19 protein-coding genes are annotated in these 23,944 nt (G+C 70.9%); 12 read left to right on the top strand and 7 right to left on the bottom strand.

From position 1 onward, the window contains the following. Positions 1 to 34: 34 nt before the first annotated feature. The 4 genes from OG226_RS04490 to OG226_RS04475 all read left to right on the top strand — a co-directional run bounded on the left by OG226_RS04490 (position 35) and on the right by OG226_RS04475 (position 5,646). The gene (locus tag OG226_RS04490; protein WP_329347985.1) at positions 35 to 1,048 is read left to right on the top strand and encodes a carbohydrate ABC transporter permease; all 1,014 of its coding nucleotides are present in this window, start codon (positions 35 to 37) and stop codon (positions 1,046 to 1,048) included. Positions 1,049 to 1,062: 14 nt separating this feature from the next. Continuing rightward, positions 1,063 to 2,001: a carbohydrate ABC transporter permease gene (locus OG226_RS04485; protein ID WP_329347984.1), complete on the top strand. Its 939-nt coding sequence runs from the start codon at positions 1,063 to 1,065 to the stop codon at positions 1,999 to 2,001. 34 nt (positions 2,002 to 2,035) lie between these two features. Beyond that, the gene (locus tag OG226_RS04480; protein WP_329347983.1) at positions 2,036 to 3,385 is read left to right on the top strand and encodes an ABC transporter substrate-binding protein; all 1,350 of its coding nucleotides are present in this window, start codon (positions 2,036 to 2,038) and stop codon (positions 3,383 to 3,385) included. A 77-nt stretch (positions 3,386 to 3,462) separates the two neighbouring features. Further along, positions 3,463 to 5,646 (top strand): alpha-galactosidase, encoded by a 2,184-nt coding sequence (locus OG226_RS04475; RefSeq protein ID WP_329347982.1) that lies wholly within the window; start codon positions 3,463 to 3,465, stop codon positions 5,644 to 5,646. A 6-nt stretch (positions 5,647 to 5,652) separates the two neighbouring features. On the opposite strand, the gene OG226_RS04470 is transcribed toward OG226_RS04475, so the two are convergent. Further along, entirely contained in the window at positions 5,653 to 6,897 is a 1,245-nt protein-coding gene (locus tag OG226_RS04470; protein ID WP_329347981.1) for a cytochrome P450 family protein, read from the bottom strand. A 201-nt stretch (positions 6,898 to 7,098) separates the two neighbouring features. Between OG226_RS04470 and OG226_RS04465 the strand changes: the two genes are divergently transcribed. Continuing rightward, positions 7,099 to 7,437 carry a hypothetical protein gene (locus OG226_RS04465; protein ID WP_329347980.1) on the top strand — a complete coding sequence of 113 codons (339 nt, stop codon included), beginning with the start codon at positions 7,099 to 7,101 and terminating at the stop codon, positions 7,435 to 7,437. Between the two features lie 61 nt (positions 7,438 to 7,498). Here the strand turns inward: OG226_RS04465 and wrbA are convergent, their stop codons facing one another. Continuing rightward, positions 7,499 to 8,101, bottom strand: a complete 603-nt coding sequence (wrbA, locus tag OG226_RS04460; RefSeq protein ID WP_329347979.1) for an NAD(P)H:quinone oxidoreductase — start codon at positions 8,099 to 8,101, stop codon at positions 7,499 to 7,501. Between the two features lie 161 nt (positions 8,102 to 8,262). On the opposite strand from wrbA, the gene OG226_RS04455 reads away from it, so the two are divergent. The 3 genes from OG226_RS04455 (at position 8,263) to OG226_RS04445 (ending at position 10,167) form a co-directional block, all read left to right on the top strand. Next, positions 8,263 to 8,748: a MarR family winged helix-turn-helix transcriptional regulator gene (locus tag OG226_RS04455; protein ID WP_329347978.1), complete on the top strand. Its 486-nt coding sequence runs from the start codon at positions 8,263 to 8,265 to the stop codon at positions 8,746 to 8,748. A gap of 73 nt (positions 8,749 to 8,821) precedes the next feature. Further along, the gene (locus OG226_RS04450) at positions 8,822 to 9,613 is read left to right on the top strand and encodes an acetoacetate decarboxylase family protein (protein ID WP_329353319.1); all 792 of its coding nucleotides are present in this window, start codon (positions 8,822 to 8,824) and stop codon (positions 9,611 to 9,613) included. A gap of 98 nt (positions 9,614 to 9,711) precedes the next feature. Next, positions 9,712 to 10,167: a MarR family winged helix-turn-helix transcriptional regulator gene (locus OG226_RS04445; RefSeq protein ID WP_329347977.1), complete on the top strand. Its 456-nt coding sequence runs from the start codon at positions 9,712 to 9,714 to the stop codon at positions 10,165 to 10,167. A gap of 117 nt (positions 10,168 to 10,284) precedes the next feature. Here OG226_RS04445 and OG226_RS04440 read toward each other — a convergent pair whose 3' ends face one another. The 3 genes from OG226_RS04440 to OG226_RS04430 form a co-directional block, all read right to left on the bottom strand. Continuing rightward, positions 10,285 to 11,835 carry a GMC family oxidoreductase gene (locus OG226_RS04440; protein ID WP_329347976.1) on the bottom strand — a complete coding sequence of 517 codons (1,551 nt, stop codon included), beginning with the start codon at positions 11,833 to 11,835 and terminating at the stop codon, positions 10,285 to 10,287. A gap of 94 nt (positions 11,836 to 11,929) precedes the next feature. Further along, entirely contained in the window at positions 11,930 to 12,808 is an 879-nt protein-coding gene (locus OG226_RS04435) for an LLM class F420-dependent oxidoreductase (RefSeq protein WP_329347975.1), read from the bottom strand. A 233-nt stretch (positions 12,809 to 13,041) separates the two neighbouring features. Next, positions 13,042 to 13,593: an HdeD family acid-resistance protein gene (locus tag OG226_RS04430; RefSeq protein ID WP_329347974.1), complete on the bottom strand. Its 552-nt coding sequence runs from the start codon at positions 13,591 to 13,593 to the stop codon at positions 13,042 to 13,044. Positions 13,594 to 13,828: 235 nt separating this feature from the next. Here OG226_RS04430 and OG226_RS04425 point away from each other — a divergent pair, with 235 nt between their 5' ends. Beyond that, the gene (locus OG226_RS04425) at positions 13,829 to 16,321 is read left to right on the top strand and encodes a lysylphosphatidylglycerol synthase transmembrane domain-containing protein (protein ID WP_329347973.1); all 2,493 of its coding nucleotides are present in this window, start codon (positions 13,829 to 13,831) and stop codon (positions 16,319 to 16,321) included. 154 nt (positions 16,322 to 16,475) lie between these two features. Next, on the top strand, positions 16,476 to 19,175 hold the full coding sequence (locus tag OG226_RS04420; protein ID WP_329347972.1) for a helix-turn-helix transcriptional regulator: 2,700 nt from the start codon (positions 16,476 to 16,478) through the stop codon (positions 19,173 to 19,175). 35 nt (positions 19,176 to 19,210) lie between these two features. Here the strand turns inward: OG226_RS04420 and OG226_RS04415 are convergent, their stop codons facing one another. Together OG226_RS04415 and OG226_RS04410 are read right to left on the bottom strand one after the other, a co-directional pair. Further along, positions 19,211 to 19,501 carry a WhiB family transcriptional regulator gene (locus tag OG226_RS04415; protein ID WP_329347971.1) on the bottom strand — a complete coding sequence of 97 codons (291 nt, stop codon included), beginning with the start codon at positions 19,499 to 19,501 and terminating at the stop codon, positions 19,211 to 19,213. Between the two features lie 68 nt (positions 19,502 to 19,569). After that, entirely contained in the window at positions 19,570 to 20,037 is a 468-nt protein-coding gene (locus tag OG226_RS04410) for a DUF1003 domain-containing protein (RefSeq protein WP_329353317.1), read from the bottom strand. A 259-nt stretch (positions 20,038 to 20,296) separates the two neighbouring features. On the opposite strand from OG226_RS04410, the gene OG226_RS04405 reads away from it, so the two are divergent. Both OG226_RS04405 and OG226_RS04400 read left to right on the top strand, forming a co-directional pair. Continuing rightward, positions 20,297 to 20,761 (top strand): hypothetical protein, encoded by a 465-nt coding sequence (locus tag OG226_RS04405; protein ID WP_329347970.1) that lies wholly within the window; start codon positions 20,297 to 20,299, stop codon positions 20,759 to 20,761. Positions 20,762 to 21,088: 327 nt separating this feature from the next. After that, complete coding sequence (locus tag OG226_RS04400) at positions 21,089 to 23,902, top strand: AAA family ATPase (protein WP_329347969.1); 2,814 nt, start codon at positions 21,089 to 21,091, stop codon at positions 23,900 to 23,902. Positions 23,903 to 23,944 lie beyond the last annotated feature (42 nt).

Genomic DNA, 23,944 nt, shown 5'->3' with positions numbered 1-23,944 from the left:
CCGCACGCATTCGTACCGCACAAAGGAGGGTGCTGTGGTGGTCACATCACAGGGCAACCACGCGACGCCGGTGAAACCGCGGTCCGGTGAGCCGGGCGCGGTGGCCACCACGGCCGCCTCACCGGGCAAGGGCCCGACCAGGAAGGCACGGCGCGCCACCGCCACGAGGTCGGCGGCGGCGCGACGCCGGGACCTGCCGGTCGCCCTGCTGCTCATCCTGCCCGCCGTCGTCGGCTTCGCGGTCTTCTACGCCTATCCGACCCTGCGCGGCGTCTACCTCAGCTTCACCGACTTCCACGTCCTGAGTCCGCCGAACTGGGTGGGACTGGCCAACTTCCGGGAGCTGTTCGGGGACGACGTCTTCTGGCACTCGCTCCTCGTCACCGTCTACTTCGTCCTGCTGTCCGTCGTCCTCGGCACGGCGATCTCGCTCGTGACCGCGGTCGTGCTGCACCGGGTGACCCGGTCGTCGGTCCTGCGCGGGGTGATCCTGCTGCCGTTCCTGATCTCCAACGTCATCGCCGCCCTGGTGTGGCAGTGGATGCTCGACCCGACCCTCGGCATCGTCAACATCGCCCTGAAACACCTGACCGGCCACTCCATCCTGTTCTTCGGCAGCGGGGGATGGGCGATCCCCTCCCTCGCCGCGATCAGCGTGTGGAAGTGGATGGGCTACTACGCCCTGCTGATCTTCGCCGGACTGCAGACCATCCCGGCCACCATCTACGAGGCCGGCCGCGTCGACGGCGCGAGCGAGGCGCAGATGTTCCGCCGGCTCACGGTGCCGCTGCTGCGCCCGATCCTCGTCATGGTGGTCGTCCTGACGGTGATCAACTCCTTCCAGGTGTTCGACATCGTGCAGGTCACCACCGAAGGCGGCCCGGCCAACGCCTCGAACGTGCTGCAGATGTACATCTACCGCAAGGCCTTCCGCCAGTTCGACTTCGGCTACGCCGCCACCATGTCGCTGGCCCTGTTCGCCCTGCTCATCACGGTCACCTTCACCCAGCTGCGGCTCGCCCGCGCCAACGAATCCGACCTGAACTGAAGGAGGCCGCCCTCATGGCTGTCACCATCGCACCCGGCCCGGCGGCCGTACCGCGCCGCCCGACCCGGAACACCGCCCGCGGGTTCTCACCCGGCAGGGCCGTCGCCTGGACCTACCTCGGCGTCATCGTCCTCGTCACCCTCTTCCCGTTCTACTGGATCCTGCGCACCGCGCTCTCGAACAACTACCAACTCGCGACCAACCCCTCCTCGCCCCTGCCGGTGGGCTTCACCTGGGGCGCCTTCGAACGCGTCCTCGGCATCGCCTCCACCGCCGAGGCACAGGCCCAGGGCGGCTCCGGCGCCACCCTCGACATCGCGATCTACCTGCGCAACTCGCTGATCTACGCCTCCGTCCAGACGGCGCTCATCGTGTTGCTCTCGGCAGCCGCCGCCTACGCGTTCTCCCGGCTGCACTGGCGTGGCCGCGACCTGGTGTTCAACATCCTGATCAGCGCCCTGATGGTGCCCAGCGTGTTCACGCTGCTGCCCAACTTCGTCCTGGCCAAGGATCTCGGGCTCATCAACACCTTCGCGGGACTCATCCTCCCCGGCGGGCTGTTCCAGGCCTTCGCGCTCTTCTTCCTGCGGCAGTTCATGCTCAGCCTGAGCAATGAGGTCGAGGAAGCCGCCATCATCGACGGCGCCGGCCCGCTGCGGATCTTCTTCCGGATCATCCTGCCCATGACGTCCGCGCCGATCGCGACCGTGTCGCTGCTGATGTTCGTCAACGCCTGGAACGACTACTTCTGGCCGCTGCTGATCGCCGACGACCAGAGCGTCCAGCCCCTCACCCTCGCCCTGGGTGTCTTCAAGCAGTCCTCGCCCCAAGCCGCCCCCGACTGGGCCGGGTTGATGGCCGCCGCCCTCATCGCGGCGCTGCCGATGCTGCTGCTCTTCCTCGCCTTCGGCAAACGCATCGTCAACTCCATCGGCTTCTCCGGCCTCAAGTGACCAGTGCCTCAAGTGACCAGTGAAAGAAGGAACCATGAGAGTTCGCAAGGCCGTGGCACTCGGAGCCGCGCTCACTCTGACGGCCCTCGTGTCCGCCTGCTCCGCCAACTCCGGTAGCAGTTCCGGCTCTTCGACCCTGAACTGGTGGACCTGGGACGACAAGCAGGCCGCCGCCTACAAGGTCTGCGCCACGGACTTCGAGAAGGCCAACCCGGGCGTCACGGTGAAGATCACCCAGTACAACGTCGTGGACTACTTCACCAAGCTCACCGCCGGCTTCGTGGCCGGCAAGGCTCCCGACGCGTTCCAGAACAGCGTCCAGTTCTTCCCGCAGTACGCCGACCAGCACCAACTCCTGCCGCTGGACGACTACATCAAGAAGGACAAGTTCGACCTGTCGCGGTTCTCCGTCGGCGTCGACTCGTGGAAGTACACCGACGGCCACCAGTACGGCCTGCCCCTGGACTGGGCCGCCACCGGTCTCTACTACAACACCGACATGCTCACCAAGGCCGGCTACTCCACCAAGGACGTCCAGAGCCTGAGCTGGAACCCCGACAACGGCGGCACGATCGGCAAGATGATCGCCCACCTGACCCTCGACACCAAGGGCCGACGCGGTGACCAGCCGGGCTTCGACAAGGCGAACATCAAGACCTACGGCTTCGGGCAACTGGCCGCCAAGGACTTCCTGGGCCAGTCCACCTGGAGCTCCTTCGTCTCCACGACAGGCTGGCGGCTCGGCAACAAGGCCAACTGGCCCACCCAGTTGAACTACAACGACCCGCGCCTGGTGAAGACCATGGACTGGATCCGCACCCTGGTGGCGAAGGGCTACGCCCCCAAGATCGGCACGTTCACCAACACGGTGTCCGACGTCGACCTGCTCTCCTCGGGCAAGGTCGCGATGGAGACGGGCGGATCGTGGTCGGCGTCCACCTTCGCCAAGATCCCCACCGTCAAGGTCGGCATCGCCCCCACGGTCCTGGGTCCCGACAACAAGACCCGAGCCGTCTTCAGCAACTCCAACGGCAACACCATCTGGGCCGGTACCAAGGACCCCGACCTGGCCTGGGAGTGGGTCTCCTACATGGGCTCCGAGGCCTGCCAGACCAAGGCGTCGGCGACCGGCACCTTCTTCCCGTCCATCCCCGCCTCGATGGACGCCTCCGCCAAGGCCCTCAAGGCACAGGGCGTCGATCTCTCGGTCTTCACCGACATGCTCAAGAACAAGGAGCTCTACCCGTCACCGGACTTCCGCAACGGCGCGGCCCTGCAGGACGCGATCGAGCCGCTGATCGAGGGCTACTTCGGCGGACAGAAGAGCGACAGCGTCTTCGCCGACATGCAGGCCAAGACCAAGACCATCCTCACCCAGAAGTAACAGCCGCCCCCTCGGCGCCCCGCGGCCGGACGCGTACCCTACGGCGCGTCCCGCCGCCCTCCCCGAAAAGAGACTGCATGCCCACAACGCCCTCGCGCATCGTCAGCCTGCGCGCGGCCGGCACCTGCCTCGCCGTGGAACTCACCGAACCGGTGCCCCGAGTCCTGCACTGGGGAGCCGACCTGGGCGACCTCACCCCCGCCGACCTGACCGCCCTGAGCCTGACCGCCGAACCCGCGATCCTGAACAACGCCCCCGACATCCCGCGCCGCTTCACCGTCTGGCCCACCGAGGCCGACGGCTGGTCCGGCACCCCGGCCCACCACGGCCACCGGGCAGGCACCGCCACCGCACCCCGCCCGACCCTCACCGGCGCCACCCACCGCACGGACCCCAACGGCGGCGGCGTACTCGAACTGCACCTCACCGACGAGGCGTCCGCCCTGGACATCACCCTCACCTACACCCTGGACCCGCACGGCATCCTCACCGCCGACGCCGTCATCTCCCGCGCGGGCAGCGCCGATTCGACGCCCTACGACCTCGCCGGCGCCCTCACCCTGCTGCCTCTCCCGCGCCGGGCCACCGAGATCCTGGACTTCACCGGAAAGTGGAGCCGGGAACGCTCCCCGCAACGCCACCCGCTGCACCACGGCGCCCATGTGCGCGACGTACGGCGCGGAAAACCCGGCGTCGACTCGCCGCACCTCCTCACGGCGGGCGTACCCGGATTCGGATTCGGCACCGGTGAGGTGTGGGCCGTCCACGTGGCGTGGAGCGGCGACCAGCGCTACCTCGTCGAGCAACTCCCGGAAGGAGCAGGCGTTCACGCCTCCGCGCTCGGCGGTGGCGAACTCCTCCGCGCGGGCGAGATCCGCCTGGCACCCGGCGACACCTACCGCACTCCCCGCTGCCACTTCGCCTGGTCGCCGAACGGCCTGGACGGCATCGCCGACCGCTTCCACCGCCACCTGCGCGCACGCCCCCGACACCCGCGCGGCCCACGCCCCCTCGTCCTCAACAGCTGGGAAGGCGTCTACTTCGACCACGACCTCGACTGCTTGCGAGCCCTGGCGGAGCGGGCCGCCGCAGTGGGGGTCGAGCGGTTCGTCCTCGACGACGGCTGGTTCAACGGGCGCCGCGCCGACACGGCGGGGCTCGGCGACTGGCTCGCCGACCCGACCGTCTGGCCCGACGGGCTCAGCCCGCTCGCCGACCATGTCCGGTCGCTGGGCATGGACTTCGGCCTCTGGGTGGAGCCCGAGATGGTCAACCTCGACTCCCACCTGGCCCGCACCCACCCCGACTGGATCCTCGGTCCCGCCGCGGGCCTCGGCCCGACCGCCCGCCATCAGCACGTCCTGGACCTCTCCCGCCCCGAGGTCTTCGACTACCTGCTGAAGTCACTGGACGCGCTCGTCGGAAGCTACGGCATCGCCTACCTCAAGTGGGACCACAACCGCGAACTCCTCGAAGCCGTGCACGCGTTGGGCGACCGGCCCGCAGGCCATGCCCAAGTCGAGGCGCTGTACCGGCTGTTGGACGCGGTCAAGCAACGGCACCCCGGCCTGGAGATCGAGAGCTGCGCGAGCGGCGGCGGCCGGATCGACCTGGGCGTACTCGACCGCACCGACCGGGTGTGGCCCTCGGACTGCAACGACCCCGTGGAACGCCAGTCGATCCAGGGCTGGACCGTCCAACTCCTCCCACCCGAACTCGTCGGCACCCATGTGGGCGCCGCGCGCAGCCACACCACCGGACGCGTCACCTCGGACACGTTCCGCCTGATCACCGCGCTCTTCGGCCACGCGGGCATCGAGCAGGATCTCGCCGAGTGCTCGGACGAGGAGCTGACCAGGCTGACCGCCTGGACCGCCCTCTACCGCGAACTGCGCCCGCTGCTGCACAGCGGTCGTACGGTCCGCGCCGACCTGGAGGACGAGGCCCGCATCCTGCACGGAGTCGTGGCCCAGGACGGCTCAAGGGCGCTGTACTCCTGGGCGAGGGTGGCCACTTCGCCCGAGGGGCAGTCCGGCCGTACGCGTTTTCCCGGCCTGAGGTCCGACGCCCGCTACCAACTCCGGGTGCGCGGCGAACTCGGACTGCCCTCTTTCCACCAGATCGCGTCGCCTCCGTGGTTGACGGCCGCGCAGGAGGACTGGCTGACCCTGCCCGGCTCGGTGCTGGCCACAGCAGGCCTGCCCATGCCCACCCTCAACCCCGAGCAGGCACTCCTCGTCGAGGTCCGCCGCCAGGACTGAAGTCGCTCAGCACAGCGGCGAGTTGGAGTCCCCGGAGACCACGACCGACACCGGAAGCCGCCGAACCCCGTGCATCAGCAGACCCGGCGTCCACTCCAAGTCGGCCGCGTCCACGGCCAGTTCGAGACTCTCGACGCGCTCCAGCATCGCGGTGATCGCGATCGTGGCCTCCATCCTGGCCAACGGCGCCCCCAGGCAGTGGTGGACGCCGTGCCCGAAGGCGACATGGCCGGCCGACCGGCCGAGGCGGAAGGAGTCCGGTTCCTCGAAACGGGCCGGGTCCCGGTCGGCCGCGGCGAGGGACACCAGCAGCATGTCGCCCCGCCGCACCGGCACTTCACCGATCAGCAGGTCCTCGGTGGCGAAGCGCTCGGTCGCCGTGAGCACCGACCCGTCCAGCCGGAGGAACTCCTCAACTGCTGTGGGCACGAGGGAGGGGTCGGCCTGCAACGCCTTGAGCAGATCGGGCTGTTGGGCGAGTCCGAGGAGTACGGCACCGATGAGGTTGGCGGTCGTCTCGTACCCGGCGATCAGCAGGAGGAAGGCCATGCCGACCAACTCCGGGTCGGTGAGCGGGTCCTCGACGGTGTCGTTGGCCAGCGCGCTCAGCAGGTCCTGGCCGGGGTCGGCCCGCTTGGCCGCGATCAGCTCAGCGAGATACCCGCTCATCCAGACGTACGCCTCCTCCCGGTCACTGCCGGCGACCGGGGACACGATCTGCTCCGAGGCCCAGCGGAACCTGTCCCAGTCGTCCAGCGGCACGCCGAGCAGTTCGCAGATCACGGCGATGGGCACACGGGCGGCGAAGCCGTCGACCAACTCCGGTGTCTCCAGAGCGAGTACGTCGTCCGCGAACCGGCCCGCGAGCTCCAGCGTGCGGGGCCGTAGGGACTCGATCTGCTGTGGAGTGAAGGCGCGTGTCACCAGTTTGCGGAGGCGGGTGTGGTCGGGTGGGTCCACGGTCAGCATGTAGTCGATCCCGACCTCGTCCCGGACCCCGCTCATCAGCCAGCCCGGCTCCAGCCCCGCGCGTTCGCTCCGCTTGGACACGCGGGGATCGGTGAGCACTTGGCGTGCCGCGTCGTATCCCGTGATCAGCAACTGCGGTGGCGCACCGTCCGGTTCGCAGCGGTGGGCGGCTCCGGAGTCCGTCAACTGCCGTAGCACCGCGTGCGGATCCGCCCGGAACGCGGCGCCTTCCAGTACCGTCCGCAGCGAGCCGCCCTTGTCGTCCGGGGTGCCTGTGGTCATCGCGGTCTCCCACCCGAAGTTATTGCTTCCGTCGGCAAGCATTGCGTCGGGGGAAGGGCGTGTCAAGGCGTGCCGGGGTCGGTCGGGGGAGGGGTAACTGCCGTAGGAAACCGGCTGGTTGGTGGTTGTGGTCGCGGCTTCCGCCGGATGACGGAAGCCGCGACCGCACGGCAGGAGAGACCATGACGCCGGTGTCATCCGTTGGGCGCGTCCCCGATCCGTGAGGAGCCGACATGCCCGTCGACGCCTGCACCGCGCTACGTCAACGTGATCTTCACCGAGCCGCCCTCGGAGAACGTCTTCGCCGGCGGGGTACCGGGAACGCCCCTGATCATCACGGGCTGGGCGCGGCGCGGGCATCCGCAGGAGGGCGCGACGCGACTGGCGCTGGAGTTGTCCGCGGCGGCCGTACGCAGCACCGGAGTCGAGGAGAGTCACGTCATGGTGGTGATCCGGAACGGCCCGGCCCGGAACGCCGTTGAGGGCGGTCAGGTGTTGCCCGAACCGGGTGAGGAGAGAGTGGTTGGCGCGCCGGGGTGAAGCCTGAGCGGCGAAATACGGGGCCGCGAAGACCCTGACCCGGCGCCCAACTACCCTTCCCCTACGCGTCCTTGAACCGCGCGGTGACCGTGGCCACGCGCTTGCCCTGGTACACGGCGGCGGCTCGGGCCGTGTCGTCGACCGGGATCGCTCCCTGGCCGTTGACGTGGCTGGTGCCGTACGGGTTGCCGTCGGCGAACTTGACCGGGTCGGTGTAGCCCGGGGTGACGATGATGCCGCCGAAGTGGTGGACGGAGTTGTAGAGGGCGAGCAGCGTGGACTCCTGGCCGCCGTGGGCCGTGGCGGTGGCCGTGAAGCCGCTGTAGATCTTGTCGGCCAGCTTGCCCTGCGCCCACAGCCCGCCGAGCGTGTCGATGAACTGCTTCAACTGGCTGGCGATGTTGCCGAACCGGGTCGGGCTGCCGAAGATCACCGCGTCCGCCCACTCGATGTCGGCGCCGGTCGCCACCGGGATGTCCTTGGTGGCCGCGGCATGCGCCGACCACGCGTCGTTGGCGGCGATGGCCTCCTCGGGGGCGAGTTCGGACACGCGTAGGAGTCGTACCTCCGCACCCTCCTTGCGGGCGCCCTCCGCCACGGACTCCGCCAGCTCGTGCACGGTGCCGGTCGACGAGTAGTAGATGACTGCGATCTTGGGGGACATCGGAAGTTCCTCTCGTTTGCCGTCGCGCGGAACGGCCCTGCTGGTGCGCTAGTGCTTGCTCTAGCAAGTATCTTCACTCTTTGAAAAATGCTTTGTCAAGCAAGTAATGGTTGTGCTTGAGTGTTTCTACCTACGGCCTCGGGAGGGAGGGACGGAAGGGAATGGCCCCCGTACAAGAACCGCTGACCAGCGCGGAGGAACGCCTCTGGCGCTCGCTGCAGAGACTGCTCGTGGCGCTGCCCCGGGCGCTCGACGAGGATCTCCTGTGCTCCACGGGTCTGTCGCTCAGCCGGTACATCGTGCTGATGCAGCTCTCCGAGGCGGACGGCGACCGTACGCGCATGACCGAGCTGGCCGCCGCCACGGGCCTGTCCGCGAGCCGTGTCAGCCGGGTCGTGGAGACGCTCCGGGGTGAGGGGCTGGTGGTCAAACGGCCGCACGCGACGGACGCCCGGGGAAGCGTGGCCGTCCTCACGGAAGCCGGTCGGAAACGGCTGCTGGGCGCCTGTCCGGCCCATCTCTCCAGTGCGCGCCGACGTGTCCTGGACCAGCTCGATCCCGCGCTGATGCGGGAGCTGGCCGGGGAGCTGGAGGCGGTGGCCGAGGGTGGCGGAGCGACTTCCGGGTACGGAGACGCAGTCACATGACCCAAGCCGGGACGGGCCTCCTTGGCGAAGCATGGTGCCGTTCCGGATCGACCTTCTGCTGCGGAGGCACCCGATGCTCCAGGGCTACACCTACCCGCTGTCACCGCGCGGAGAGGCGAACCTCGCCTCCGCGCCGCCGTGGCACTACGCCGGCGACATCGTCGGTGTGGAGTTCTGGACGGACCCGGCCGCCGCCGAGGCGACACTTCCCGAGGGGCTGACCCCGGACCCGGACTCCGGCGGGCGCGCGGTGGCGCTGTTCGTCGACTGGCAGTTCTCCGCCGGGCACGACGAGTACCTGGACCCGGTGCGCAGCCAGTACCGCGAGTTCATGGTGCTGGTGGACGCCCACTGGCAGGACGAACCGGTGTCGTGGTGCCCGTACATCTACGTCGACAACGACCCTGCCCTGGCCCGGGGTTGGGTGCAGGGCTTCCCGAAGAAGCTGGGCTCGGTCCACCAGACCCGCGTCTTCGCGGCGCCCGGCAGCGCGTCGCCGACCCTCGCGCCGGGCGGCCGGTTCGGTGCTTCCCTGTCGGCGGCCGGGCATACCCTCGCGGAGGCCGCGGTCACGCTCCAGCGGCCGGCGCCCGACCCGGCCGCGCTGTTCGCACGCCCCACCGTCAACCTCCGGCACTTCCCGAGCCTGGCCGCCGGCGAGTACGACAAGCCCGCGGTGCACGAACTGGTGATGGCCGAGTTCGACGACCGCCGACTCGCCGACGTGTGGACCGGCACCGGCGACATCACCCTGTTCGCGGCCCGCGGTGAGGAACTGGCGGACCTGGCTCCCGTGCGCACCGGCGCCGGTTTCCGCGCCTCGATGTCGTACAGCGTGACCGACGTGCGCCGGCTGGGCGTGTAGCGGGACGGGTGGGCAGGGGGACGGGCGGCGCCCGCGGGATGCCAGGGCTCACGGCTCTTTGCTTGAGGTTCTTTGCTTGAGCACGCTAATCTGCACGGATGACCGCCGCCGAGGATCCCCTGACCGCACAGGAAGAGCGTTTCTGGCGTGCCCTGATGCGGGTCATCGTCGCGTTGCCACGTTCGCTGGACGACGATCTGCTGCGGGCGACAGGGCTGACGCTCACCGAGTACGTCGTCCTGATGAGCCTGTCCGAGGCCGAGAACCACGAACTCCGCATGGCGGATCTCGCCGCGGCGACCGCGCTGTCGGCGAGCCGGATCACCCGCGTCGTGGACGCGCTGCAGAGCCGCGGCCAGGTCGTGAAACGGCGCTACGAGGGAGACGCGCGCGGGAATGTCGCGACCCTCACCCCGGAAGGGCTGAAGCGGCTTCAGGCGGCCTATCCGATACACCTCGCGAGTGCCCGCAAGCGCGTGATGGACCATCTCGACGGCCGGTCGCTGGCAGCCATGGTGCGGCAGTTCGAGACGGTGGTCGGGAAGTTCGACTGAGGTCGGGCGCAGGCGTCGCCGTACCGAGCATGGAAGGTCCCGGAGTACCGAGCATGGAAGGTCCCGGACACACTCCTCGTGTCCGGGACCTTCCGCGTGACGCGACATCGACCGGCGTCAACTCCCGTACACGCGCCGGGAGATGTGCTCCGCGATCATGATCGTCGTCGCGTTGGTCACGGTCGACGGGACCTCCGGCATGATCGAGGCGTCGACCACCCGCAGCCCGGTCAGTCCGTGCACCGCGCCCGACTCGTCGACGACGGCCCACTCGTCCCCGGGCCCGCCCATCGGCGTGGTCGAGGTCGGGTGGCCGTAGGTCGAGATTCCGGCCGCGATCGCCGCCTCCAACTCGGCGTCGTCGCCCACCAGTTCACCCGGAACGAGCTCGGCCGCCACCGCACCCGCGAACGGCGAAGTGCTCGCCAGCCGCCGTACGAGCCGCACGCCCTCCAGCATGCGGCTGCGGTCCCTCGGCGTCGCCAGGTAGTTGTTGTCGATCACCGGGGCGTCGAGGGGATCGCGGCTGGCCAGCCGTACCGAACCGCGCGACTCGGGGCGGGTCACGGCCGTGGCCAGCAGGATCGCCCCGCCGGTCGGGCTGAAGGAGCCGTCCGGGAGGTGGGTCGCGACGATGCCGAGGTCCAGCTCGCCGGCCCGCGCCTCGGGCGAGGCCAGCCACAGATGCGCCGCGAAGGCCGACGTCAGGGTCTGGTGCTCGGGCGCGAGGGCGAACAGCGCGTGGAAGAAGGGGTGATCCTGCAACCGGCGGCCGACCGGGAGATCGGCGACCACGTCGATACCGAGCGTCCGCAGATCCCCGGCCGGACCGACACCGGAGCGCAGCAGGATGGCCGGGCTGCCGTAACTCCCCGCGGAGAGCACCACTTCACCCGCGCGGAAGACCGTTCCCGACGCGCTCACTACACCCCGCGCCACACCGTCCTCGACGATCACCCTGTCGACCGTGACGTCACTCAGCACCGTCAGGTTGGGGCGGCTCCGCACCCGCGGTGTCAGGTACACCAGCGCGGAGTTCTGGCGCACCCCGTCGACGATGTTCACCGGGTAGCCACCGGTACCGTCCTGCCGGGCGCCGTTGAAGTCGTCGTTGCGCCGGAACCCCAGACCCGCCGCGCTGTCCACGAACGCCCGCAGCGAGGACGTGAGTTGGTCGTACGTCCACTGCCGGACGGGGAAGGGTCCGGTGCGGCCGTGGTAAGTGTCGTCCCCGGTGGGCGTGTTCTCCATCTCCCGGAACGTCGGCAGGACTTCGTCGTACGACCAGCCCTTGATCCCGTACCGCTCGCCCCAGGCCGCGAAATCCGCCGCACGCGCCCGGATCGCCACCCCCGCGTTCACCGCCGAACTGCCGCCCATGGTCCGGCCGCGCGGCGCGGCAATACTCGGGGCGAGGTCGGTGGCACGTGCGGTGTAGCCCCAGTCGTGGTCCGGGTCGGCCAGGACGTGCGGGGTCAACAGGCCCTCGGGAACGCGGTCTTGGGGGTAGTCCGGGCCCGCCTCGATCAACAGGACCGTGCGCCGCGGATCCGCACTGAGCCGCGCGGCGAGTACGGCACCGGCGGAACCTCCACCGACGATCACGATGTCCACGACGTCCGCGTCATCGTCGCCTCCGTGCCCGGGGTGTTCGCTCGTAGTCCTCATGTCCATCTCCTCGTATCTATATGCTTTCGCAAGCAACTAAAATGTGCACCGCATGGGGTGACTCTGCCGCGTGGCGGGCCAGCTGTTCAGGCGGTCAGGCGTTCAGGACTTCCGGTACGACCCGCTCGCCCAACAGTCGCAGCGCGGCAAGCTGATCGGCTCCCCGGATCGGTCCGATGACGTGGTCGAAGCCGAGGTGTTCCAGTCGGCGCAACTCCGTGAGCAGGGCGGGGATGTTCTCGCCGCGCGTGCCGGGGTCGAGCGGGAGCAGGACCGTCTTCTCGATCTCGTCGTAGTCGCGCCCGACGTCGTCGCAGTGCCTGCGGAGGACGTCGAGTTTGTGCTGGAGGTCGGGTCCGTGGAAGAGGTTGCAGGCGTCCGCGTACTCCGCGACGAGCCGGAGTGTTTTCCGCTCGCCGGAGCCGCCGATCAGGACCGGCGGGTGCGGACGCCGCACGGAACCGGGGGAGTTGAGGGTGCGCTCCAGTCGGTAGTACCGGCCCTCGAAGGGTTTCTCGTCCTCGCTCCACATCTGGAGACAGATCCGCAGGGTCTCCTCCAGCCGCTCGAACCGCTCCGCGACCGGCGGGAAGGGCAGACCGAGCCCCCGCGCCTCGGCGAGGTTGAAGCCGGAGCCGACGCCGATGCCCAGGGCGGCGCGGCCCTCGGAGAGGACGTCGAGGGTGGTGACCATCTTGGCCAGCAGGCCGGGTTCGCGGTAGCCGACCGAGGTCACCAGGGCGAGGAGTTCGGCGCGTTCGGTGGACGCGGCCAGGTAGCCCAGCGTGGTGTACGCCTCCAGCATCTCCCGCTCGGAGGCGCCCACGATGCCGATCTGGAAGAGGTGATCCATGACGGCGATACGGGTGAAGCCGAACTTCTCTGCCGTGCGGGCGAGTTGACCCACGTGGCGGGCGATGCCGGCCGGGCCGCCGGGCCGGGTGAAATCCGCGACGGCGATGCCGAGGTTCATGCGGGCCTCCGTCGTGCGAACCGCTGGATCGATCACCGTCGAGTATGCCGGGCTCAATATATGCTTTGTCAAGCAAGGAAATAGACAGGAGGAAATAGACAGAAGGAGAGGGGCGGAGGGGAAGGGGTGGAAGGGAAGGGACCGTAGGACGATCGGTCCCTTCCCGCCGGGTGCCGCGTGGCGCCGTTTCCACCGGGCTGGTCGGCGCCACGCGGCTGTCCGTCGCCGGAGTGTCAGGCGCGGACCGGCTCGCGCTGGCTCGCCTTGTGCTGGCGGCGCCGCTCCTCGAACGAGGCGAAGACCGCCGAGACGCCGTAGACGAGGCTGAACAGGCCGAAGACGGTGGCGAGGGAGACCGCGCCGATGTCCGGGCGGACGAACAGGGAGAACGCGAAGACGAGCGACACCGCGCCGGTCAGGAGGTACAGGGTGCGCTCGCCCGCCGTCTCGTCGCGCTGGAAGGCCAGGGCTATCTCCATGGCACCGGTGGTCAGTGCCCACGCGGCGATCCAGATGGTGAGCGCGAGCGCCGTGATGCCGGGCCATGCCAGCGCGACGATGCCGGCCGCCAACGAGAGCCCGGCGAGCAGCAGCCAGCCGAAGACCGGCCCCACTCTGTCGCTCGCGAAGGCGCGGGCGCTGTCCGTCGCCGCGGTCAGGAACGCGTAGACGGCGAAGAGGATGACGAAGGCGTTGATGGTGATGCCGGGCCAGGCGACGGAGACCGCGCCAAGGGCGACGGCGAGCAGGCCGCGCCAGAGGAGCACGTTGGGTGAAGTGAACATGGTCACCTTCCACATACGAGGATGTCGCCTCGTTCTTCGCCCGAGGCCGGGGTTCGCCAGGAAGGCTAGAGTCGCGCCTCCCCGCCGCGATCTGTCATACGACTGCATCCGCTACTTCCTTCCACTCCCTTACCGTCGTCGCAGAAACCCGTGCAGCCATCTGACCGATGCGCGCGGCGAGTTGGGGCGCGAGCATCGGGCCTCCCGCCTTTCGGCCAGTCGACAAGGAGCCGACGTGATCAGTGGGATCGACGGCCGTGACAGCCCGCCGACCTCGGCTCCGGTGATCGAGGATCCGCCGCGACGGTCCGTCCGGCGGGCGGTCGATCTCTGGCGTCTGGTGCTGTCCCTGGCCGTGCTCGTCGTGACGGTGCTCCTGGCCGTCGCGACCCGCGACTTCGTCCGCGCGGCCCAGCAGGGCCTCCTCACCACGGCGACCACCCTGCCCCCGGCCCTGCGGGACGCCCTCGTCGGAACGGTCCAGGCCGTCGCCCTCCTCGCACCGGTCGTCGCCCTGGTGGTGTGGTGCGTACGGCGGCGCGCCGAGCCTGTTCTACGGGTTCTGCCCGCGGCGGCGCTGGGTGCGCTGGGCGCGTGGTCGCTCACGCATCTGGCACTGGCGCGGGGGAGACCGGACGCGTGGCCGGAGGTGCTGGACGGCCGGGACGGCCTGGTACAGGCGGGCTGGCCGTCGGCCGTGTACCTGGCGGCCTGCGCGGCGGCGGTCGTCGCGGCGGGGCCGTGGCTGGGCGCGCGTCAGCGGCGGGCGCTGTGGTTCCTGGCCGTCGGCTGCGGCGCGCTCAGTGTCGCGGCTGCGGCGATCGTCCCGCTGGACGCCTTCGCCGCGCTCGCCGTGGGCGGCGCGGCCGGGTCGACCGTCCTGCTGCTGGCCGGGGCTCCCGCCGACCGTCCGGCGATTCAGGCGGTCGCCGACGCCCTCGCCGACTCCGGGATCTCGGTCGCCGGGCTGAGTGAACTGCCGCCGGATGAACAGAACTTGGGAGAGGGGACCGTCTACCGCGCCGTGACCACGGCCGGTTCGCGGTTGTCGGTGCGGGTGCTCGCCGCCGAGGACCACAACCGTGACCTCTTCCACCGGCTCGCCCGGCGGACGCTGCTGCGCCATCCTGCCGACGCCACCGCCCAGTTGCCGCTCGGAGCCGCCGAGCACGAGCTGCTGATGCTCGTCTTCGCGGCCCGCACCGGCGCCCGGGTGGACGAACCGGTGATGGCGTACCCGGTGACCGGGGGCGGCGCGCTCGTGGCCACGGTCGAGTGGGACTCCCGCGCGCTGTCCGCCGTGCCGGACGAGGAGTTGACCGATCCGCTCCTCGTCGGGGTGTGGACCTCCGTGGCCCGGCTCCAGGAACACCGGCTGGGACACGGGGAGTTGCGCCCCGAGCACATCCGTGTCGAACCGGGCGGTGCGAGCCGGCTCTCCGCGTTCGCGCGCGGCCGGCTCAACGCCCCGCCCGACATGCTCGGCGGCGACCTCGCCGAACTGCTGGCCACGACAGCCGTACGGGTCGGCCCGGCGCGTGCCACCGCCTGCGCGCTGGCCGGACTGGGTCCCGAACTGCTCGCCACCGCGCTGCCGTACCTCCAGCCGCTCGCGCTGATGGGACCCGCGCGGCACGCGGTCGCCCGCTACGACCAGGCCCGCGCACGGGCGGCCAGGGAGAAGGCCGGACGGCGGACGCTGCGTGCCGGTGGCCGGCCCAGTCTGCTGCGCGATCTCGCCGCCGAGGTCTCAACCGCCAGTGATGCCACGGCAGTTCCCCTCGCGCATCTGGCGCGGTTCACGTGGAGGAGCGCCCTGGGACTGGCGGGCGGGTTCCTCGTACTGCACCTGGTGCTCCCGCAGTTGGCCAACGCGCCGGCGGCCCTCGACGCGCTGCGGGACGCGAACTGGTGGTGGGTGCTCGCGGTGTTGCCCATCACCTTCCTCTCGCAGGCGTTCTCGACCTGGCTGCAACAGGGCACCATCCCGGACCGGTTGCCGTTCGGCCCCACCTACCAGGTGCAGTTCGCCAGTTCGTTCCTCAACCGGATCACCCCCAGCAATGTGGGCGGCATGGCCCTCAATCTGCGCTATCTGCAGAAGACGGGGATCGAGACCGGGGCCGCCACAGCCTCCGTCGGGCTGCAGAGCCTGGCCGGCGCGCTCTCCAACACCGTTGTCGCCGCCGTGTTCTTCGCCTGGGCGGGACGAGGTCACGCCGGAGTGCATCTCGACCTGTCCGCCGGGCGGTATGCGCTGTGGGCCGTCGCCCTGGTGCTCGCCGCCGGGGGCCTGCTCGGCTTCACCCCGCCCGGCCGCCGCTTCCTGCACGACAAGGTGTGGCCGTTCCTGCGCGCGGCCGGATCGACCGTCGCCGGGCTCGCCACCGAACCGGCCAAGGTCGTCGTGGGTGTCGCCGGCGCGCTGGGCCTGCCCCTCATCCAGGTCGTCGGCCTGGCGATGAGCCTTCACGCGCTGGGCGCCGACCTGCCCTTCATCCAGGTCGGCGCCGCGTACATGGCGGCCCGGCTGATCGCGAACGCTGCTCCGGTACCGGGCGGGCTGGGAGCGCTGGAGGCCGGACTCATCGCCGGTCTGACGACGCTCGGTGTGGCGGCGGGGGCGGCCACGTCGGCGGTGCTCGTCTACCGGCTGCTGACGTTCTGGCTGAACGTCCCGCTGGGTGCCCTGGCCCTGAACTTCGTGCAGCGGCGGGGCTACGTGTGACGAGTCGGTGTACCAGGGAGTCGTACGCTGGACGGGCCGGGCGGCGCCGCCTTGCAGTTCAGGGCGCGGTCACATGACCGAAGCCCTGCCGTGGAGGTTCTCCTACGATTCCGCTGGTGAAGACATGGAGTGTCCTGGAAGTCCGGGGAGACGCGTGCACGAAGCCGGGCTCCTCGGCCGCGACCGGCAGGTGAGGGTCCTGCACGAGCTGCTGGGCAGGCTGCCCGCCGCCGGTGGTTCGCTGGCGCTGCGGGGCGGTCCGGGCGTCGGCAAGTCGGCGTTGTTGCGGGCCGCGGCGGAACGCGCCCGGACGGCGGGATGGCGGCTGCTGGAGGTGGCCGGGGGCCCCGACGACACGCCCTTCAGCGGGCTCCGCGAGCTGCTGCGGCCGGTGCTCGACACGGCGGAGTCGGAGTCACTGCCGGTGGGGCAGGGCGGCATCCTGCGGTCGGCGTTCGACGGCGGTTCAGGATCGCCGCCGGAGACCCTGCGGGTGGCCCTCGCCGCGTTGAACCTGCTCACGGCGGCAGCGGCCGAGCGGCCCGTGGTGCTGATCGCCGACGACGTGGAGCGGCTCGACGGGTCCACCCGGGACGTGCTGGCGTTCATGGCCCGCAGGGTCGACGACAACCCGATCGTCGTCCTCGCGGCCCTCCGTACGGGACACCCCCTGCCGGGCGTTCCCGTACTGGACGTGTCGGCCCTGGACGAGCCCTCGGCGCGACGGCTGCTCGCCCGGCACGCGGCCACGCTGCCTCCCGCCGTCCGCGAGCGCATCCTCGCCGAGGCGCTCGGAAACCCGCTCGCCCTGGTCGAACTCCCCGCGGCCTGGCGCCCGTTGGGGCCACCGGGGTCGTGGACCCACCTGCCGGTGAACGCCACCCTGGCTTCGGCGTTCGCGGCCGACCTCGGCGAACTGCCCGACCGGACACGGGACGCCCTGCTGGTCGCGGCCGTCGACCAGGTCGGAGACCTCGCGGAGATCCTGGCCGCCGCCACCGCCCTCGCAGGGCGCGCGGTCGCGGTGGACGTGCTCGACGGCGCGATCGCGGCCTCGCTCGTACGACTCGACAGGACGACCCTGCGTTTCCGTCATCCCGTGGTGCGTTTCGCGGTGTCGGGGGCGGAGACGCAGGCCCGCCGACAGGCCGCCGACGCGGCCCTGGCGCAGGTGTTGACCGACGACCCGGACCGGCGCACCTGGCATCGCGCCCAGTCCGTCAACGGCCCCGACGACGAACTCGCGGACGAACTGGCCGACGGCCACGCCTCGTTGCTCCGACGGCACGGAGTCGTCGCGGCCATCTGGGCCCTTGAGCGCTCGGCGCAGCTCACCACGGACTCGGTCACCCGGGGCCACCGGCTGCTGGCCGCGGCCGAGCACGCGTACGGCCTCGGGCGTATCCGCCTGACCCATTCACTGATCGAGGCGGCGGAACATCAGCAACTCGGCGCCCCGGACCGGGCGAAGGCCTGGTGGCTGCGGGAGATCTCGGACGCCGAGCCGCAGCCCGGTCCGGCACGGGCGCAAGTGCCGCCGGACCTCGGCGAGTTGTCGGCGTGTGCCCCCGACCTCGCCCTGGACCTGCTGCTGAGCGCGGCACTCCACGTTCACCGCACCGCCGCCGATCCGGCCGCGCGGGCCGAGGTCGTCGAGGCCGCCGAGCGGATCACCCTCACCAACGACCCCCGCCACCTCGCGACCCTGGCACTCACCGAACCCGTGCGTCACGGCCGGGAGTTGACCGACCGGCTGCCGTCGCACGACACGGTGTGGCGCCGCCCCGACGCCGACGGGCTACGGCTGCTCGGCATGGCGGCGCACGAGATCGGTGATCCGGTCCGTGCGGTCGACCTGCTCGGCCGAGCGGCACCAATCCTCCGCGAACAGGGCCGACTTGGCCTGCTGGCGGACACCCTCCTCACCGAAGCCGCCGACCTGCTGCTGCTCGGGGACTGGCCGCGTGCCACTCAACTCACCGAAGAGGCGCGGCGGATCGTGGCCGAGACCCGGCAGCCGGCCATGGTCGCGGCACTCGCCGGCACGGACGCGATCGCCGCCGCCCTGCGCGGACAGGCCGTACGGGCCCAGGAGCTGGCCGACACGGTGGCGGCCTGGCAGCGTCCCGATCTCGTCCCGACGCTACGGCTGGCGCGTGGCCTGGCGCGGCTGGGGGAGGGGCGGTACGCCGAGGCGTACGACGAGTTGCGGCCGCTACTCGACCGGCCGCCCGAGGGCCTGCGACGGCAGGGCTTCGCCGCGCTGATGCCCTTCGTCGTGGCGGTGGACAGGGGCGCCGACCGTCAGGAAGCCGTGCGTATTCTCGCGGTCGTGGAGGAAGCCGCACAGGCGACTCCAGCCCCGCTGCTGCACGTCCAACTGCCTTATGCCCGTGCCGTGTTGGCGCCCGATGGGGCGGCCGAGGAGCTCTACCTGGCCGCGTTGGACCAGGACCTCTCCCGCTGGCCGCTGGTCAAGGCGCGGACGGAACACGCGTACGGACAGTGGCTGCGACGCCACCGGCAGGCCGCCCGGTCCCGTGCGCTGCTGTTCTCGGCGCGGGCCGCCTTCGACCTCGTCGGTGCCTGCGACTGGGCGGGCCACAACGCGGCGCAGGGAGCCGACAACCCGCTTCCGTCCATCGCCGAACTGCTGTCGCCCCAGGAGACGTTGATCGCGCGGCTGGCCGCGGAAGGGCTCTCCAACCGGGAGATCGCGGAGCGGCTGTACCTGTCCCACCGTACGGTCGCCGCCCATCTGTACCGGGCCTTCCCCAAGCTCGGCATCACCTCGCGCAGTGAGCTGGCCCCGCTGTTGAAGCCGTCCGGCGAGGACGGTCCGGCGGTCGGGTGAGGCGGGGCCGGAGCCCATCCGGCGTCGCTCCAGGGCTATGTACGCCTCCGCCTGGGCGCGCGGGGCGGTCGCTGGAGCGCGCTGCGTTCGCCTTCCGACAGGCCGCCCCACACGCCGTAGGACTCGGGGCCGTTCATCGCGATGCGGGCGCAGACCTCGATCACGGGGCAACTTCCGCAGACGGCCCGGGCCTTCTTCTCCCGCGCCCGTTTCGCGGTGCCGCGTTCGCCGGGCGGGGAGAAGAAGACGGAACTGTCCATGCCCCGGCACAGGGCGTGCTGCTGCCAGTCCCAGTAGGCGGCGAAAGGGCGGTGGCGAGGGATCATGACGCTTCCTCCCGGTGACGGGTCGATCCGGTGCGGATCATCGTCGTCGCCCGGGCTGCGTCATGGCTTCAGTCGATTGACCGATGGGCGGTCGGTATCGGCTCGGAGTCGTTCATTTTCGCCCGGTTCTGCGCCAGGAGTGTCCGGACGTCCTCCTCGACCTGCTCGGCGCTGATCCCGAGGACATGCCCCATGTGGGCCGACCACACCTCGGAGCGGATGTTGGTCTCGAAGTCCAGGTCGGCGCGGACCTTCTCGCGGATCGCCTGGCGGTTCTGGCTCACCATCACGAAGGTCGACAGGAAGATCGCCTCCAGGCTGACGATCATCGTGAGCAGTCCGAACGGGTACGGGTCCCAGACCGCGGAGGGGCCGAACAGCCCCTCGTTGAAGGTGATCCAGACCGCGAACCACAGCGCGTGGAGGTACACGAACCGCATGGTCCCGGCGAAGGTGGTGATCGCGTCCGCGATCCGGTCCTGGGTTCCCCGCATGCGAGCGAGCACGGCCTGCTCGTTCGGCAGTCGTATGTCCAACCCATTGGTTCCAGGGGGCACGGGCACTCCTTGATCCGCTGCTCACGAGAGGTGTCCGTCAGCGTAGGGACGGGCCGGGCGCGTTCCTTGGGTCAAACGACTGCGGGCAAGGCCGTACCGCGCCGCTGTACGCCGTCCGTTGAGTCGATTGACGCAAGCGGGCCGGGGCGGCGCGAGGGAAGAGTGACGGGCAGTTGAGGCGTGTACCTCGGTACCTCGCGTCATCGAGCAGGACGTATCCGTCAAGGAAGGGATCACCATGTCGGACCCGACGCCGCAGAAGAACGCCACTTCGGACGGCCCCGCCGGCCGCCTCGCCGAGCTGTCCCAGAAGGCCCAGGATGCCCAGCGCACCGTGGCCGCGAGTGTCGCGGAGGACCGGCAGAAGCTGTCCGCCGCGGTGGCCGACGCCAAGGACAAGGCCGATCAGGGCGCGCAGCGGCTGCAGTCGAGCGGTCAGCGGGCCAAGGAGAACGTCACCGGAAGCTGGAACCAGGTACAGACCTCCTGGCAGGACCACGTGGGCGCGGTCCGCACCAAACTGGAGGACCGCAAGGCCGAACGCGACGCGAAGCGGCTGGGCCACGCCGCCGACGACGCCGAGGACTACGCGGCCGACGCGATCGAGTTCGCGATCGCGGCCGTGGAGGAGGCGGAGTACGCCACGCTGGACGCGCTGCTGGCGCGGGTCGAGGCGGACGAAGCGGCCGAGGCCGCGCAGTAGCCGTAGCCCTCTGACGCACCCGCGGGTGCGACGGCCGGCCGGACCGCCGGGGCAGCGGGTCGTGGGACACCCCTCACGGCCTGCTGCTTCTGACGGGTGGATACGGCGCGACATCGCCTCCCGCTCCGTCGTCGCGCGACGGTTCCGACGCGACGGCGAGGCGGCCGTGTGGGCGGTCACTGCCGTCGGCTCCGAATGCTGTGACCGGGAACATCGACCCCTGTCACTGGATCAGCGACGATCTTGTTGTGGAGGGAAGAGCACGCGCATTCCCTCACGCCGACTGGATATATTTCTTTAGGCAAGCAACTTGACGGAGGGAAGTCGGTGACCTCACGGCCTGGAGCGGACCTGGTCGGTCGCGCGGCCGAGTCGCGGCTGCTGGACGCGCTGTCGGCCGGGCGGGACGGGGACTGCCCCGGCCTGCTGCTGCGCGGCGGCCCGGGGGTGGGGAAGACCGCACTGCTGGACGCCGCCGCGGCGCGGGCCGTAGCGGATGGAACGCGGGTACTGCGGTCCTCCGCCGTGGAGTTCGAGGCGGGGATGACCTACTCGGCGTTGCACCAGCTCCTCTATCCGCTGCGCCGGTACGCCGAACGGCTGGCCGGGCACCATCGTGATGTCGTCGAGCGGATCTTCGGTCTCGCGCCCGGACCGTCGCCGGATCCGTCGGCCGCCGGGACCGCGGTGCTCGCGCTGCTCGGTGAAGTCGCCGTCGAGCGGCCCGTGTTGATGGTCGCCGACGATGTGCCGTGGATCGACCGGGCCAGTGCGACCGCGCTGGGTTTCGTCGTCCGCAGGATCAGCGACCATCCGATCGTCTTCCTGGCCGCCGCGCGTTCCGGAGCGGAGAGCTTCTGTGACCAACTCGACCTGCCTGTACGGGAGATCGGGCCGTTGGCCGTGCCGGAGGCGGTCGAGTTACTGGACGGCCGGTGGCCCGAGCTGGGGCCGTCGGTACGGCGGCGGGTGCTGGCCGAGGCGGCGGGAAATCCGCTCGCGCTGCGGGAGTTGCCGAAGGAGCTGAGCGCCCGGCAGCGCTCGGGCCACCTCCCGCTCCCCGCGCTTCTGCCCCTGTCCGGGCGACTGGAGGCGGCCTTCGCCTCCGCCGTCGAGGGACTGCCCGCACCGACCCGAACAGCCCTTCTCATGGCCGCACTTGACGCCGGGGTCGGCCGGCCCGTGATCCGGCGGGCCGCGGGGGAGGCCGACGGCTTCGATGCCCTCGCCCCGGCTCGGCACGCCGACCTGATCCAGGTCGACGCACGCGTCGGCCGCATCACCTTCCGCCATCGGCTGACCCGCGCCGGGATCGTGCACCTGGCGTGCCCAGGCGAACGCCGCCGCGCCCACCTCGCCCTGGCCGCGGCCCTGACCGACGTACCCGAGCGCCGGGCCTGGCACCTGGCCGAGGCCGTGACCGGACCGGACGAGACGCTGGCCCGGGCGCTGGACGACGCGGCCCTGTCCGCCTGGCGGCGCGGCGAGCCAGGCGTCCGCGACCGGTGGCGGGGTGCCGCGTCCGCCGCCGTGGCCGCGCTCGTACGGGCCGGTGAACTCAGCCCGCACCCGGGCGACCGGTCCCGCCGACTGACCGAGGCCGCCTACTTCGCGGCCTTCACCGGCCAACTCGACGACGTACCAAGGCTGTTGACCGATGCCGGACGGGCCGCCGACAGACCGACCGGACTCGCCTTCGCCGCCACCGCCCAGCTCCTCACCCACGACGAGGGTGACATCGATGCCGCCCACCGCCTCCTGACCCGGGCGCTCGACGCCAACACCGCCACCGCCACGGACGACGACTGGGAACACTGCGGCATCCTGTACGCGCTGCTGCTCGTCAGCGTCCACACCCACCGCCCCGAGCCGTGGCGGCTCCTCAAGACCGCGCTGGACCGGTTCGAACCGACCGCGATGACCCCGATCAGACTCTGCTACGAGGCGTACGTCCACCCCACCACCGCCTCCGACGCGTTGCGCAAGGGCCTCGCCGACGCCTTCGCGGAGCTGCCCGCCGACGCGGCACCCTGGGAACTGATCCCGCTGGCCTGCGCGGCGGTCGCGATGGACGCCCTGTCGGACCACCGGTACCTGGTCTCCCGCATGATCGAACGCGAACGCGACGGCGGCGCGATCGCCATGGCCGTCCCCGCGCTGATGCTGCTCTGCCACGACTCCTACGTCCACGGCCGCTGGGACGAGGCCGAGCGGCTGGCACAGGAGGGGCTGGAGCTGGCGGCGGCCCACGGCTACCGCTTCTGGGAACGGCAGATCCGCGCCCTGCTCGCGACGGGCGCGGCGGCGCGCGGCGACGGGGACCTCGCTCGGACCCGCAGCGAGGAGACCACGACCTGGGCCGCGCCCCGGGGCATCGAGGTGACGGAGGCCTACGCCCGCTCGGCCCGCCACCTCGCGGCCATGGGGCAGGGCGACTACGAGGAGGCCTACGTCCAAGTGGGCCGGATCGATCCCTCCGGCGCACCGAGCACCGGCATCCCGGGCCGGTGGCTGGTCCTGGACCTGGTCGAGGCGGCCGTCCGTACCGGCCGTACGGACGAGGCCCGCGAGCAGGTCGCCGCCGCGCGGACGGCGGGCATCCACCGGATCTCCTCGCGCACCGCGCTGATCTGCGCCGGAGCCGAGGCCGTCGCCGCCGACGAGGACGACGCCGGGCCCCTGTTCGAGGCGGCCCTCGCCCTGCCCCACGCGGCCCGCTGGCCGTGGGAGCACGCGCGCGTCCAGCTCGCCTACGGACAGTGGCTGCGCCGCAGCCGCGACCACCACGCCCGCCGCTATCTGAGCGCCGCCCTCGAAACCTTCGACCGGATCGGCGCGCGGGCCATGGCACAGCGGGCCCGCAACGAACTGCGCGCCACCGGCGTCGTCACCCCCAGCGGGCCCGCCGCGCCGGCCGCCGCCCTGACCGTGCAGGAACGCCAGATCGCCGAGCTGGCCGCCGTGGGCCTCACCAACCGGCAGATCGGCGAGCGGCTGTTCCTCTCCCACCGCACGGTCGGCTCCCATCTGCACCGGCTCTACCCCAAACTCGGCATCACCTCACGCGCCGCGCTCCGCGCCGCCCTGGAGTCGATGTCACCCGGAGCCACGGCGCGGGCCACGGGTCCGGCGGTACCGTAGAAGAAGCCCCTCTGATCGGTAGAACAAGCCCCTGTGACCGGT

This window comes from Streptomyces sp. NBC_01261 (genome assembly GCF_036226385.1).
Lineage (GTDB): Bacteria > Actinomycetota > Actinomycetes > Streptomycetales > Streptomycetaceae > Streptomyces.
This window is presented reverse-complemented; position numbering and strand designations above follow the sequence as displayed.